The sequence below is a fragment of the Accumulibacter sp. genome (assembly GCF_036625195.1).
Taxonomy (GTDB): Bacteria; Pseudomonadota; Gammaproteobacteria; order Burkholderiales; family Rhodocyclaceae; genus Accumulibacter.
Map to the genome: position 1 here is coordinate 3,387,082 of NZ_JAZKUG010000001.1, position 12,148 is coordinate 3,399,229.

Below are 12,148 nucleotides of genomic sequence, written 5' to 3' on the forward strand. Positions count from 1 at the left end.
CCCTATCCGCCGTGTTCGCTTGCCGCAAGCGTTTTCAGTTGACGAAGCAAGGCGGGTATCTCCTCGGTGACCGCCACCCAGACGATGCTGGCATCGATATCGAAGTAGGCATGGACCAAACGGTTGCGCATGCCGATGATGGCCTTCCAGGGAATCGCCGGATGCGAAATTCGTTTTTCCTCGGAGATCTTGCTCGCCGCCTCGCCGATGATTTCAACCGCACGATGGCGAAAACAAGCATCTGATCCCTGTCAAGATCGGCACGCTCGCGACCGGCTATGAATTTCTGCGTGCTTTCGGCGGCCTCGATCATGTGCTGGAGGCGCCAGCGGTCATGCGGCGACATACTGCACCTCTGCCGTGCGCACCACTTCGTCCCGAAAGTAACGGGAGAGATCCTGCGCGGTACGCAAGTCGACCCTGCGGCCCCCCAACATCTCCGACAGCGTCAGCTCCATCGCGGCGATGCCCAGGAGACCGGGAACATGATCCGGATCGAACTCCACCAGCAGGTCCACGTCGCTGTCCGGGCGGGCCGTTCCCTTGAGTTGCGAGCTGTCAATGGTGGTCAAGAAGCGCCGATAACTGGCTGCGAGCGGTCGAGGATGTGACCGGGGAGGGATGGTCCATGGTCGAGACGGATTGGGGTTTCGGGGCGGCTGGGCGACCGATGGTGCGGCAGGAGGGCGCGTCGGAAGGAGCCCGAAGGGCGACTGGAGACGCGCCCTCCTGCCGCGCGGCGGCCATCGGGGAAACCTGCCGCGGATGCGGCCAAGGGTTGCAGGCGGGGATGATAAGCCCGCTCGCGATGCGGTAAAAAGGACCCGCCAAGGAGAACGGGCACGACACCGGCCAAACCCGCAAAGTCCACGCCGATGTCGTGCCCCACACCGTGCTGGGCACGGGTGCAGGGAGAGTATTTCACGAGCGGCGTCTTCCTGTCGATAGCTCATTGGCGTGACGGGAACCGCCAATGGAAGCCACCGGCCGACTCTTCCTGTGCCATTGCTGCCGCACCCAGGTCGTCGTCTGCAGCCGCTGCGACCGGGGCCAGATCTACTGTGCTGCTGGCTGCGCCGAGGCGGCCCGCCGCGCTTCCCTCCAGGCAGCCGGCCGCCGTTACCAGAAGAGCCGGAATGGCCGCCTCAAGCATGCCGAAAGAAACCGCCGTTACCGGCTGCGTCAGCAGAATGTGACGCATCAGGGTTCTATGCCACCGGCACCAGATGATTTACTGCCGGCGAACTCGGCAGTGGGCCCGGAACCGGCGGCAGTCGGTTCGACCGCCCCTTCCCGGACGGTGCGCTGCCATTTCTGCGGGATGCGCTGTTCGGGCTGGCTCAGGCAGGGCTTCCTGGGCAGCTGCCGGGTTCCATCCGCTATCTCACCTGATCGAAGAGGAACCCGAGTTGAGCATTTCCACTGATACGCAAGCGCAGATTCTGCGCTACTACCATGCCGAGCGCTGGCGCATCGGCACCATCGCCAGCCAGCTGGGCGTCCATCATGGCACCGTCCGGCGTGTCCTGACGCAGGCGGGTCTGCCACGCACCGGCATCGCGCCGCGGCCTTCCCGCATCGACCCCTACCTGCCCTTGATCCACGCGACCCTGGCGCAGTTTCCGACCCTGACGGCCAGGCGGCTGTACGTCATGGTCAAGGAACGCGGCTACTCCGGCGGTCCCGATCACTTTCGTCATCTGGTCGCCTTGCATCGTCCGCGACCGAAGGCGGAAGCCTACCTGCGGCTCTCGACGCTGCCCGGCGAACAGGCACAGGTCGATTGGGGGCACTTCGGCCACCTGGAAATCGGCCGCGCTCGCCGGGCACTGCTGGCTTTCGTGATGGTGCTGGCGTGGTCGCGCATGATCTATCTGCGCTTCTTTCTCGATGCGCGCATGGAGAACTTCCTGCGCGGCCATGTCGGAGCGTTTGACGCCTGGAGGGGTCTGCCGAGAGTGCTGCTGTACGACAACCTCAAGAGCGCCGTCCTCGAGCGACAAGGGCAGGCGATCCGTTTCAATCCCACCCTACTGCAGTTCGCCGGTCATTATCGCTACGAGCCTCGCCCGGTGGCGATCGCGCGGGGCAATGAGAAGGGGCGCGTGGAAAGGGCCATTCGCTATGTTCGCGAAGCCTTCTTCGCCGGTCGCAGCTTCCTGGATCTGGCGGACCTCAATGCACGGGCGGAAGCTTGGTGTTCGGGAGAGGCGGCGGACCGGCGTTGCCCCGAGGACCCTTCGCTGAGCGTGCGCGAAGCCTTCGCGCTGGAAGCCGCCCATCTGCTGGCGCTGCCGGAGCATGCGTATCCGACCGATGAGCAGGTGGCGGTGAAGGTCGGCAAGACGCCCTATGTGCGCTTCGACCTGAATGACTATTCGGTGCCGCCGGAGCAGGTGCAGCAGACGCTGACGGTGGTCGCCGACCCGCTGCGAGTGCGCATCGTCGATGGGCCGACGCTACTGGCGACGCACCGGCGCAGTTATGACCGGGGGCAGTGCATCGAGGATCCCGCCCATATCGCGACGCTGGTCGAACAGAAGCACCAAGCGAGTCTGCACCGGGGGACCGACCGGCTGACGCGGGCGGTACCGGAAAGCCGGGAGTTGCTCGTCCAGGCGGCCGGCCGGGGGGCGAATCTGGGAACGATCACGGCGGCGCTGTTGCGTCTGCTCGATCGCTACGGTGCAAGCGAGTTGCGGGCGGGCATCGAGGAGGCCTTGGCCCGTCAGGTGCCGCACCTGAATGCGGTGCGCCTGGCGCTGGAGCGCCGGCGCGAAGCGACCGACCGGCCGCCACCGGTCGAGATCCCCTTGCCCGAGCACCTGCAGCGCCGCGATACGCCGGTCCGGCCGCATCGGCTGGAACCCTACGACCGGCTGACGGGGGCGACCGATGATCCCGAGTGAGGCCTTGCGCAAACGGGCGGAAGCCTTGCATCTGCACGGCTTGCTGGCGCATTGGTCGGAGCTGGCCGAGTGCGCTTGGGTCGAGCCCTTGCTGACTTGGGAGGAGACCGAACGGGCCCGGCGCAGTCTGGAGCGCCGTCTCGCCGAGGCGCACATCGGTCGCTTCAAGCCGCTCGCGGATTTCGATTGGGACTGGCCGGAGCAGTGCGATCGGACAGCGATCAGCGAGTTGATGAGCCTGGAGTTCCTGAAGAGCGCGAGCAATGCCATTCTGGTCGGGGCGAGTGGGCTGGGCAAGTCGACGATCGCCCGTAACATCGCACACCGGGCCGTCCTGTCCGGGCATACGGTGCTGTTCACCACCGCCGGTCAGCTCCTCGGCGACCTGGCAGCGATCGACAGCGATTCGGCTCTGCGCCGGCGACTGCGTCATTATGCGGCGCCGGCGCTGCTGGTGATCGACGAGGTCGGCTATCTGTCGTATTCGAACCGCCACGCCGATCTGCTCTTCGAGCTGGTCAACCGGCGCCACGAGTGCCGCAGCACGCTGATCACGACCAACCGTTCGTTCTCCGAGTGGTCGGAGGTCTTCCCCAATGCGGCCTGTACCGTCGCCCTGATCGATCGTCTCGTTCATCACGCCGAGATCGTCGCCATCAAGGGGGAATCCTATCGGCGCAAGGAGGCGCAGGAACGGACGGAGCAGCGCACCCAGAAACGTCGATCCACCGTCGGGGCTGCCGCATGAAGCCTTATCACCTGCCTTCCGGACTGGGCGCTGGGCTCGATTTCCTGATCTGTGCCGACTGGACCCCGGAGCAGGCGCTGGCCGTCGTCGAACTGCTCGAAGATCTGCGTGACCGCATCTGGGCCCACTACGACCTCGCGCTCCTCGATCTGCTGCGAGATGAACGCACCGGTCCGGGCGAAACACTTCCCGGTAACCACAGCACAGCCGACGACTGGCCTGACGAACCCCCATTCTGAACATCGCCGGTCGCTCAGACTTCAAGGGGCCTCAGCGGCCCCTTTTTATGTCGACCTCAACAGTCAACCATTCTTCGCCATCTTTGCGCGCCAGATATCCGCGGTTCTTCGCAGCCACTAACACAAGCTGGCGTAGCTGACGAGCTAAGGAAGCGCACGGGGTGCAATCGGAAGTGCGACTGTGGATCAGGCGGCCTGTTGACGTGTGGACTGCCAATAGCGGTCCCACTCCTGGTTGGCGCGGCAGACACGCAGCGCCAGCATGTGCTTGGCGTTTTTCAGTTTCCACCAAGCGCCGGCCCGCTTGAGACGGTCCTGGATGACGTAACGGTGTGCGCTTTCGATTTCGCCGGACCCTATTGGCAGCCCGGCCACGAGCGCGTCTTGATAGTTGAACTGCCCCGGGCGATTGGTGAGATAGCGATGCGCCGCGCGCACCGGGGCGTTGGCATCGGGAACGGTGTCGTCCTCGACGAATCGCTGCAGTTCCTCGACGACGTCCTGGAGGCGGTTCTGTTTCAGCCGATCCTTCTGCGTTTCCAGCCAAGCCCTCGCCGCCGTGCCGGCGATCGTGTCCCCTGCGGCCGTCAGGTAGTCACAGACATGGTAGAAATCGACGAGAAAGTGGCCTTGCAGTCCGAATTGCTCACTCACCTGATCCGCAATCCATGCGGCGCCGTCGCTGACCGCATGGACCTTGGTCTTACGCCCCAGTCCGGCCTGAACCGCCGTGCGCAACAGCGTCTCTCCGACCTGGTCGGGCGGGCCCACGGTGGCGCCGAACACCGGGGTGACGGAGCCCGGCGCATGGACCAGACTCAAACGCGCTTCCCTCCAGCCCACCCGGCGGGTCTTGCGGCGGTCCACTTTCGCGCTCTGGTCGTCCGATTCGGCCGTCTCCACGACGGGAATCATGCTCCCATCGATCTCGCCGATCAACTGCTCTACGCCGTCTCGTGCCGGGATTTTTGCCGCCGCTTTCGGGCGCTCGTCGATCGTCGCGGCATGCCGCAAGACGATCGGCCAGCACGTACTGGCGGACACCTCGATACCGTAGTGCTCTTTCAGCTTCTGCGGAATGCGCGCCGCGGGCGCGTCCGCCCCGAAATCAACGATCGCTCGCTGCAGCGGCTCCGAGCAGCCCCGGCAGACCACCTCCGCCGAACGCGTGAATGGCCGGATCTCCGGCCCGCGCGTCCCTTGCCGGAAGACCTGCTCCGCTACTTCGATCTGTCCGTACCGGGTCTGCCAATAGACGTTTTTTTTCCTTCCGCTGCACGCCCGGTTGTTGCGCCACCTCTTCTTCCTTCCGCTGCGCTTGCCGTCGCGCCCAGCCGTGCAACGCTTCGTTGCCCAACTGCCGCAATTCCTCCGTCACCCGCCGCTCCGCCTCCGCCGCCTTCTCAACATCGCCGGCCGCATTCTCGACCACCGCCAGCAACGACTCGATCTTGGCTTGGAGCTCGGGATGATCTCTAAACCGCTCTTCCAAACCCCGACTCGGCTTGAGTCGCCCCTCCATTTCCGACCACCTTTCTGTCATGGGTCTCGCTCCAAGCTGAAGTAACCCATCACTATTTACCCCACCTCCGCCCAATTGTCTAGTGCCGAATGCAACCGCCAACCACCTCGCCCCGGCGTCAGTCGCACTTCCGATTGCACCCAAGCGCACGCCACCTTCCAGTGAGACTCGGAAGTCGCCAGCCGCTCCTGCCAGTGGATTCACCTCGGCATAATCCCAGATCATCGGAAGAGCTTGTCTTGCAAACGTACTTTTCGCTTGATCGCGTGTTGGGCTCCACGCAACAAGCGTGGAGTTGTAGTCCGTCGCTTTATCGACCCCCAATGCCAAATACACCCCCACCGCATCCGCATACGCCGTTGCGCCAGCGCCCACTTCCGCCAAGGCTTTCCCGTCGTTGGGCAGGCCGGCGGCGATGGCATCACTCTTCACCCGCTCGCGTGCTTCCTGCACCAGGTCGGAAAAGGTCGTCAGCGCGACGAGTTGCCGGGGGGTGAAGAGGTCGCCCCAGGTAGTCAGTCCGTACGGCGTGCAGTTGCCGCCGGTCATTCGCGTCGGAATGTCGCCCTCGGGTTTTCACGTCGGCTGCGCGCTCAGAGCAATGGCTTCCATTTCCGGCGTCGGAGCCAGATAGGTCCGTCCGCGATCACCCTCAGCAACGATGGCCATCAACCGCGCGCCCATGCGTCGAGCCTTACCTTCGGCCTTGATGTAGTCGCCGGAAATCGGTGCGCCAGACATCAGGCATCCGAAATTCGCCCGTGCGAGCTTGGTGCCGTTCTTCGCTCGTTCCACATCCCTCGGCTTGCCCACCTTCACCGTGAAGCGATAGCCACTGCCTTCGATCACCGGTTCGACATAGGCTTCCTTGCCGGCCTTGGTCGAGAGCATGAAGGTCGAGGCAAGTGGCACATCGATGTGGGCGAAGGCCGGGTTCGGGCTCTTGACCGTGCGCGCCCACAGCCAGGCGATGACCGTCAGCTTCCGGCCCGCGTATTGTTTCAGGTCCGGCCGTTCCTGCACCATCGCTGCCGTGACCTCGATCTTGGGGTAGAGATGACCGATGCGCTTCTCGGCCTCGTCACGCATCCACTGGCCGTAGTACCGCACGTCCTCGGCCAGTCCCTGCGCGCCTCGCCAGCTCTTGTCCATCTGCGCTTTCTGGCGCTGCGCAACGGGGTTCACCGGCGGTTTGCCGGCGAACTTCGGCGGGATCTCGATCATCGCCTTGTTGATCAGCACCGCCACCGGATTCAGATCGCTGGCGTAGCTCTCCAGCCCCAGCCGCTGCGCTTCGAGCGGCAGCGCACCGCCGCCGGCGAACGGGTCATGAAAAGCCGGCAGCCTGTAGCGGTCGAAGAGCTCCTTGGCGCGCGGATGGTCGGCATTCTCGGCACAGGTATAGCGCCAGCTCTGCCAGATTTCGTCGCGCGCCTGCTGCAGCACGGTCTCGTTGGTCGTGTTCTCCCACTTGACCAGATCCTCGATGATGCGGAACAGCCGTTGCCGCTCCTTCTCCTGCTTTTTCTCCGTCGGGAAGATGTCGGGATGCGCCGACGGGTCGTCGACCATCTGCGCAAAGATCACCGCCCGCGCCGCCGCCAGCGGCCGCCGCGCCCACCACAGATGCAGGGTGCTCGGGTGGCCGTGACGGATGGACTTTTCGCGCGCACTGGCGATGTTGATCGCCTCCAGCGGCAGCGCGACTTCGATGAGTTTTTTCTTTGGCGTCATGGACAAGCGTTCAAGAGTTTCTTGTTCGTGGTCAGAAGATCAATCCCGCCCAGCGTCATATCACCGTCGTGGGTGAGAAGCTTCCAACCATTCAACCGACAGTTCTGGATCAGCAAACCGTCGTTGAAATGTAAGCGTTCAGCGCACCCACCCCTGGGCGCGCAGGATCACACTGGCTTTTTGAGCGGCAGCAACTCGTCGATGCGGCTGTTCGGCCAGGAGGGGAGTTTGTCCAGGGTGTCGGTCAGCCAGGCCATCGGCTCGATGCCGTTCAGGCGGGCGGTTTCGAGCAGCGATTGAATCGCCGCGGCGCGTTGGCCTGCCGCCTCGGAACCGGCGAACAGCCAATTCTTCTTCCCGATGGCGATCGGGCGAATGGCATTCTCGACCGGGTTGTTGTCGATCGGGTAGAAACCGTTCGTGGCGTACCGGGCCAATGCCGGCCAGCGCCGCAGACTGTAGTCGATCGCCTTGGCCAGGGCACCGCCGTCGGCCACCGATCGGCGAGTGTTCTGGAGCCACAGGTGCAGGGCTTCGAGCAGCGGCTGACTGGTTTCCTTTCGTCGTCGGGCGCGTTCCTCGACCGCCTTCCCTTTCGCCGCGTCCTCGATGGCATACAGCTCGCCGATGCGGCGCAGGGCCTCCGCGGCAAGGGGACTGCGATTCGCCTGATGGAGGTCGAAGAACTTCCGCCGGGCATGGGCCAGACAGGCGAGTTCGATCACCTCGCCACGAAACAGCGCCTGGTAGCCGGCGAACTCATCGACCATCAGCGCACCTTGCCAGTCCGCGAGGAACTCCGCCACATACTTCCCACCCCGGCCGGGCTGGTAGTCGAAGACGACGATCGGCGGATCGCTGGCCAAGGCATTGCTGCGATAAGCCCAGAGATAGGCCCGCTTGGTCTTGCCATTGCCCGGATCGAGTTGCTGCACCGGGGTTTCATCGGCATGCAGCACCGTCCCCTGGCGCAGCAGTTCGGCGAGACGCAGCCAGAGCGGTTCCAGGGCGACGCCGATGCGGCCGACCCAGTCGGCCAGCGTCGAACGCGACAGGGTCACCCCCGAGCGGGCGGCCTGCCGTTCAAGACGGTAGAGGGGCAGATGATCGGCGTACTTGCTGACCATCACCCAGGCCAGCAAGGCCGGTGTCGCCAGACCGCCGTCGATGACCGAAGCCACAGCCGGTGCGGCGGTGAGGGTTTCGCAGGGCCGGCAGGCGTACTTGGGATAGATGTGGCGCTCGACGAAGAACTCGGCAGGGACGATGCTGAGCTTCTCGGTCACGTCCTCGCCGATCCGCACCAGGGCCTGACCACATTGCCCACAGGTGCAGGTTTCCGGCTCGTGCAGGTGCTCGACACGCGGCAGTTCCTCGGGCAGGGGCTGACGGCCGGCGCGGTCGCGTTTCGGTTTCTCGGCGGGCAGCTGATGCGGCCCCATTTCGGCCGCCTGGCGCCGTTCGGCCAGGCGGGCTTCGCAGGCGGCCAGGTCGGCAGCGAGCGTTTCGTCGAAGAGGTCCCGTTCGCCGGCGGCCAGGGACTCGCTCTTGACGCCGAACTTCATCCGCCGCAAATAGGCCAGTTCGAGGGTCAGCTTCTCGATCTTGGCATCGCGCCAGCGAATCTCCGTGGCGTTGGTCTTGACCTGTTCGAGCAGTCCACCGAGCCGATTCTCGGCCCAGAAAACCAGTTCTGGCGAGGGTGAGAAGGAGGCAAGTTCGCTCGCTAAATCCATGGTGAATTATACCATCAAGATGCTCAGAAGGACGTCTAAGACACGGATTTTGCGTGCTTTGTGCAAAATACAGTGCGCCCTTACACGTGCCAGCTGGCGGGTGCGGGCGCGTCCCGGCGTTGCCAGTCTACGCCGGCGATCAGCCAACGCCATTGCGCCGCAGTGAGGGCGAAGACCGGGTCGCTGGCGCTCGGCCAAGTGAAGGAGCCACGGTGCAACCGGCGTTGCGACAGCCAGACGCCGGTGCCGTCCCAGACCAGCAGTTTGAGCCGGCTGCGGCGCCGGTTGGTAAAGGCGTAGGCGGTGCCGTCACAGGGGCTGCGCCCAAGACTAGCCTGGATGCGGGCTGACAGGCCATCAATGCCCAGGCGCATGTCCACCGCTTCGACGGCCAGCCAGATGCGCTCGGGCACCGCCCCGAGCGGCGCGTTCATGCGCGCTCTCCCCACAGGGCCGTCAACCACCCAGCCGGTGGCAACGCGGCAAAGTCGAGTCGCCAGCTCTGGGGGCTGTGGAGCGACAGGCTCGGCGTTGAGGCCACGGCATTGGCAACCCTCACTGCAGGAACCAGGGTCAGTGGGCTTCTCGCTCCGCTCGATCCTGGACCCTTCGCCAAGCGCAGGTGCCAGTAACTGAGCGAATGGCTTCTCAGTCCGTGCTGCTCACAGTACGCCTTCTGGCTGCCGCCGCTCGCCCGCCAGGCGTCCACATGCCCCCGCCACCGCGCTTCCCGTTCCCCTGCCTTGTCCATCTCTTCCTCCTGAAAAAAAACCTGGAGGTTGCTCCACTTCTCGCGGGTTTTACAGGTGGTCGGGATGGACGCTTACGTTGAAATCAACGGTGCCGCTCTGCACAGCGCCGAGTACCGCAGGCATGTCGATATTTTCCAGATGGGTGTCACGCGATGAACTGTTCTTCAGGATTTGCTTGACCTCGGCCACGGCTGACTGAAGGACATTGGCGCCGTCATTGGATTGCCGAAAGTCCTTGAACCTCGGATAAGCTTTTTTCCATGTCGCGTCGTATTCAATGCGCACGTAGCGGTTGAGGTATTCACTCAAGACCAGAGCATCGACTACCGGCTGCGCCTTTGCCTGCAAGAGACGAGCAAACGTACCGGAATAGGCGGCCGCCCATGATGGTGTGGGTTGCGACGCGGGCGGCAGTAGGTAGAGCCAAACATTGGCATCAATGAGTATTTGCTCGCCCACCTGGTAAGGGTAGGCCGCCGCGTCGTGCGCACTATTCTTCGTCTTCATCGATGACCTCTTGCCAGGTTTGGTCATAGGCTTGCTGGTTGGCGAAGTAGCGCTTGGCGTTTTCGATGGCGCGTCCGAGCATTGCGCGGTCGTCGTCAGAGATGTCGGCAAAGGCGAGATGTTGCTGCAGGAAGGCTTCGTCATATTGGCCACCGTAGAGTTGGCCGATCGCGGCATTGAGAAACGCCGTGATCAGGTTCTCCCGGTTGGCGAACGAAAGCTCGACAGCACGATTGGCCTTGAACGCGGCCACGATTTTGTCGAAGACCTTTTGACCATCGTCGGTGGATACCCATACCGGGCCGCCGACAATGTCAAATATTTTCAGTGTGACGCGATCAGCCATGGTTGCAATCCCCCCTGTTCAGTTTTTCGGTTCGGCGCGCAAACGATAGCTGCTGGTGTCCGCCGTGTTGATTTCTATGTTGATTACGGTTCCCGGGAATGAAGTGTCCATGCGTGTCAAGGTTTCGCCCCGTGGACTGAATTCCCAGTAGCCTCTGTCTGATACGATCTGGATGCGGCCCTTGTTCATGGCAATGAATTCCCGGATCAGCTTAAGGCCGAGTCCTCCGGGGACGCTTCCCTTTCGAGTTGTATTGCCCTCCTGCAACGCCCAATTGATGGCCTTGTCGGAGTTCATTTTTAGCCCAAGCTCCTTGTAAATCTTGCGGCGAACTCCGAGACCTGCGTCGGCAACGCAGAAATCGAGGCGATTCTGTTGTGGGAAATACTGGCCGCAGGCAAAGATGCCCAGTTTGCTGTCAGAGTGCATCGCCGCATTGACAAAAATCTCCAGGATGCTGTTCTTGAAGCGCTGCGACAAGGCTTCCGACATGATCGGCAGATCCTTGCCGCGCAAATGTCTGTTCAGGTAGGCAGCAAAGTAGCGGTCGTCGGTGGCCGAAAAGCGGTGGTACGGAATCGTTGTGCCATGCGTATCGGCTTTTTCTGGAAACCCGAATCCGGTAAGGAAGTGGTTCTTGGCAAGAATGGTTTCGACACCCTGTCGAAGCCCACAAGGCTTGAGCGTGTTCAGGTTATCCAGGGCATGAGCAAAGACGACGCCGAGTGGCGCGCTCATGTTGGCGTCGAACCAGGTGCAGGCCGAGAAATCCACGTCGACGATATCTAGCAGATAGCTATCCAGGGCAGCCGCAAGCACTGCCAATCGTGAGAATCCCAGTTCGTTGCTGCGGATCTCGCCCAGAGCCACCTTGGCTGGATTGCCGGTCATAGGAAATCGGCCCGGAAAGCACGGCCGCGGGCGGTGGGCACGGGATCTCCTTGCAAAAGTCTCAACACTGTTGAGATTATTTCTGGCACGTATCGATTCATACTTCCCCTTCCAGCAAACGGGCCAGTCCGACGCGAACGGCCATGGCATCGCTGGCCGCGAGTTTCCCGAGTTCGCCCCGCACCAGGCGATGGTCGAGCGTGAAGAGCTTGAAACGCACCATCGACGGCGCTGGCAAGCCAGCGGCGGCGAGATCGGCGAGCGGGCAGTCGAGCGGCCAGGGGGCATTGGCCTGCGAGGTGATCATCGCCATCACCGAATGGCCGGCCGGAATGTTGAAAGCCGCGGCGTCCGAGAGCACCAGCGCCGGGCGGTTCTTCGTCGCGTTGCGGTCGGTGAAGGGAAACGGCACGCGGACGACCGCGAAGCGTTCAAAGCTCACGATAGGCTTCCTCGTCGGCGCTGCCCGACCACTCGGAGAGCGTGCCTTCGACAGCGCGCAGGTATTCGAGGTCCAGCGGTTGCACGCGGCGGACGGTCGCCGTGCCGTCAGCGCCGACTTCCCAGGCGATCAGGTCGCCGGGGGCGACATGCAGTGCGGCGCGCACGTCCTGCGGGATCGTGGTCTGGCCCTTGGCAGTGATTTTGGCAACGGCGAGCATCTCGTTCTCCAGTAAGGATTGCATTACATCCTTACTCTACAGCGGGCAGTCGCCTGAATCAAGGAGGCAGGTCGGCGGGCTCTGGCGAGGTGAAACGTCGGG

15 protein-coding genes and 1 pseudogene are annotated in these 12,148 nt (G+C 63.3%); 3 read left to right on the forward strand and 13 right to left on the reverse strand.

Translation table 11 applies throughout. From position 1 onward, the window contains the following. Window positions 1-2: 2 nt before the first annotated feature. From V5B60_RS14935 to V5B60_RS14945, 3 genes are all read right to left on the reverse strand, one after another. Window positions 3-212, reverse strand: a complete 210-nt coding sequence (locus V5B60_RS14935) for a HepT-like ribonuclease domain-containing protein (RefSeq protein ID WP_332350579.1) — start codon at window positions 210-212, stop codon at window positions 3-5. A 120-nt stretch (window positions 213-332) separates the two neighbouring features. Continuing rightward, window positions 333-572: a nucleotidyltransferase family protein gene (locus V5B60_RS14940; protein ID WP_332347794.1), complete on the reverse strand. Its 240-nt coding sequence runs from the start codon at window positions 570-572 to the stop codon at window positions 333-335. A gap of 377 nt (window positions 573-949) precedes the next feature. Continuing rightward, window positions 950-1,201, reverse strand: coding sequence for a hypothetical protein (locus V5B60_RS14945; RefSeq protein WP_332347471.1), 252 nt, complete (start codon window positions 1,199-1,201; stop codon window positions 950-952). 208 nt (window positions 1,202-1,409) lie between these two features. On the opposite strand from V5B60_RS14945, the gene istA reads away from it, so the two are divergent. Genes istA through V5B60_RS14960 form a run of 3 tightly spaced genes read left to right on the forward strand, consistent with a single transcriptional unit; the run spans window position 1,410 to window position 3,896 of the window. Beyond that, entirely contained in the window at window positions 1,410-2,909 is a 1,500-nt protein-coding gene (gene istA / locus V5B60_RS14950) for an IS21 family transposase (RefSeq protein WP_332346455.1), read from the forward strand. Further along, window positions 2,896-3,657 (forward strand): IS21-like element helper ATPase IstB, encoded by a 762-nt coding sequence (gene istB, locus V5B60_RS14955; protein ID WP_332347472.1) that lies wholly within the window; start codon window positions 2,896-2,898, stop codon window positions 3,655-3,657. The genes istA and istB overlap by 14 nt, the downstream gene beginning before the upstream one ends. Then, a complete protein-coding gene (locus V5B60_RS14960; protein ID WP_332346452.1) occupies window positions 3,654-3,896 on the forward strand; it encodes a hypothetical protein in 243 nt (80 codons plus the stop codon). Before istB ends, V5B60_RS14960 begins: the two co-directional genes overlap by 4 nt. 186 nt (window positions 3,897-4,082) lie before the next feature. Here V5B60_RS14960 and V5B60_RS14965 read toward each other — a convergent pair whose 3' ends face one another. The 10 genes and pseudogenes from V5B60_RS14965 to V5B60_RS15005 all read right to left on the reverse strand — a co-directional run bounded on the left by V5B60_RS14965 (window position 4,083) and on the right by V5B60_RS15005 (window position 12,046). Further along, window positions 4,083-5,051: an ISKra4 family transposase gene (locus tag V5B60_RS14965; protein WP_332345952.1), complete on the reverse strand. Its 969-nt coding sequence runs from the start codon at window positions 5,049-5,051 to the stop codon at window positions 4,083-4,085. Window positions 5,052-5,562: 511 nt separating this feature from the next. Next, window positions 5,563-7,152, reverse strand: a pseudogene (locus tag V5B60_RS14970) (DUF1156 domain-containing protein); the annotation flags it as partial. Between the two features lie 167 nt (window positions 7,153-7,319). After that, window positions 7,320-8,888, reverse strand: coding sequence for an IS66 family transposase (gene tnpC, locus V5B60_RS14975; protein ID WP_332346285.1), 1,569 nt, complete (start codon window positions 8,886-8,888; stop codon window positions 7,320-7,322). 80 nt (window positions 8,889-8,968) lie between these two features. After that, complete coding sequence (gene tnpB, locus V5B60_RS14980) at window positions 8,969-9,322, reverse strand: IS66 family insertion sequence element accessory protein TnpB (protein WP_332347795.1); 354 nt, start codon at window positions 9,320-9,322, stop codon at window positions 8,969-8,971. After that, complete coding sequence (tnpA, locus tag V5B60_RS22275; protein ID WP_434735336.1) at window positions 9,319-9,639, reverse strand: IS66 family insertion sequence element accessory protein TnpA; 321 nt, start codon at window positions 9,637-9,639, stop codon at window positions 9,319-9,321. The genes tnpB and tnpA overlap by 4 nt, the downstream gene beginning before the upstream one ends. A 49-nt stretch (window positions 9,640-9,688) precedes the next feature. Next, entirely contained in the window at window positions 9,689-10,147 is a 459-nt protein-coding gene (locus V5B60_RS14985; protein WP_332347796.1) for a hypothetical protein, read from the reverse strand. Further along, window positions 10,131-10,493, reverse strand: coding sequence for an STAS-like domain-containing protein (locus V5B60_RS14990; protein WP_034898464.1), 363 nt, complete (start codon window positions 10,491-10,493; stop codon window positions 10,131-10,133). Before V5B60_RS14990 ends, V5B60_RS14985 begins: the two co-directional genes overlap by 17 nt. Before the next feature lie 18 nt (window positions 10,494-10,511). Next, window positions 10,512-11,384 (reverse strand): ATP-binding protein, encoded by an 873-nt coding sequence (locus V5B60_RS14995; RefSeq protein ID WP_332347797.1) that lies wholly within the window; start codon window positions 11,382-11,384, stop codon window positions 10,512-10,514. A 97-nt stretch (window positions 11,385-11,481) separates the two neighbouring features. Next, a complete protein-coding gene (locus V5B60_RS15000) occupies window positions 11,482-11,826 on the reverse strand; it encodes a type II toxin-antitoxin system PemK/MazF family toxin (protein ID WP_332347798.1) in 345 nt (114 codons plus the stop codon). Beyond that, window positions 11,816-12,046 (reverse strand): AbrB/MazE/SpoVT family DNA-binding domain-containing protein, encoded by a 231-nt coding sequence (locus V5B60_RS15005; RefSeq protein WP_169069339.1) that lies wholly within the window; start codon window positions 12,044-12,046, stop codon window positions 11,816-11,818. The genes V5B60_RS15000 and V5B60_RS15005 overlap by 11 nt, the downstream gene beginning before the upstream one ends. Between the last annotated feature and the right edge of the window lie 102 nt (window positions 12,047-12,148).

Bases quoted from the DNA above. Each gene is read 5' to 3' on its own strand.
- V5B60_RS14945 (WP_332347471.1), bottom strand. From the start codon at position 1,201: ATGCGTCACATTCTGCTGACGCAGCCGGTAACGGCGGTTTCTTTCGGC.
- istB (WP_332347472.1), top strand. From the start codon at position 2,896: ATGATCCCGAGTGAGGCCTTGCGCAAACGGGCGGAAGCCTTGCATCTG.
- V5B60_RS14960 (WP_332346452.1), top strand. From the start codon at position 3,654: ATGAAGCCTTATCACCTGCCTTCCGGACTGGGCGCTGGGCTCGATTTC.
- tnpC (WP_332346285.1), bottom strand. From the start codon at position 8,888: ATGGATTTAGCGAGCGAACTTGCCTCCTTCTCACCCTCGCCAGAACTG.
- tnpB (WP_332347795.1), bottom strand. From the start codon at position 9,322: ATGAACGCGCCGCTCGGGGCGGTGCCCGAGCGCATCTGGCTGGCCGTC.
- tnpA (WP_434735336.1), bottom strand. From the start codon at position 9,639: ATGGACAAGGCAGGGGAACGGGAAGCGCGGTGGCGGGGGCATGTGGAC.
- V5B60_RS14985 (WP_332347796.1), bottom strand. From the start codon at position 10,147: ATGAAGACGAAGAATAGTGCGCACGACGCGGCGGCCTACCCTTACCAG.
- V5B60_RS14990 (WP_034898464.1), bottom strand. From the start codon at position 10,493: ATGGCTGATCGCGTCACACTGAAAATATTTGACATTGTCGGCGGCCCG.
- V5B60_RS14995 (WP_332347797.1), bottom strand. From the start codon at position 11,384: ATGACCGGCAATCCAGCCAAGGTGGCTCTGGGCGAGATCCGCAGCAAC.
- V5B60_RS15005 (WP_169069339.1), bottom strand. From the start codon at position 12,046: ATGCTCGCCGTTGCCAAAATCACTGCCAAGGGCCAGACCACGATCCCG.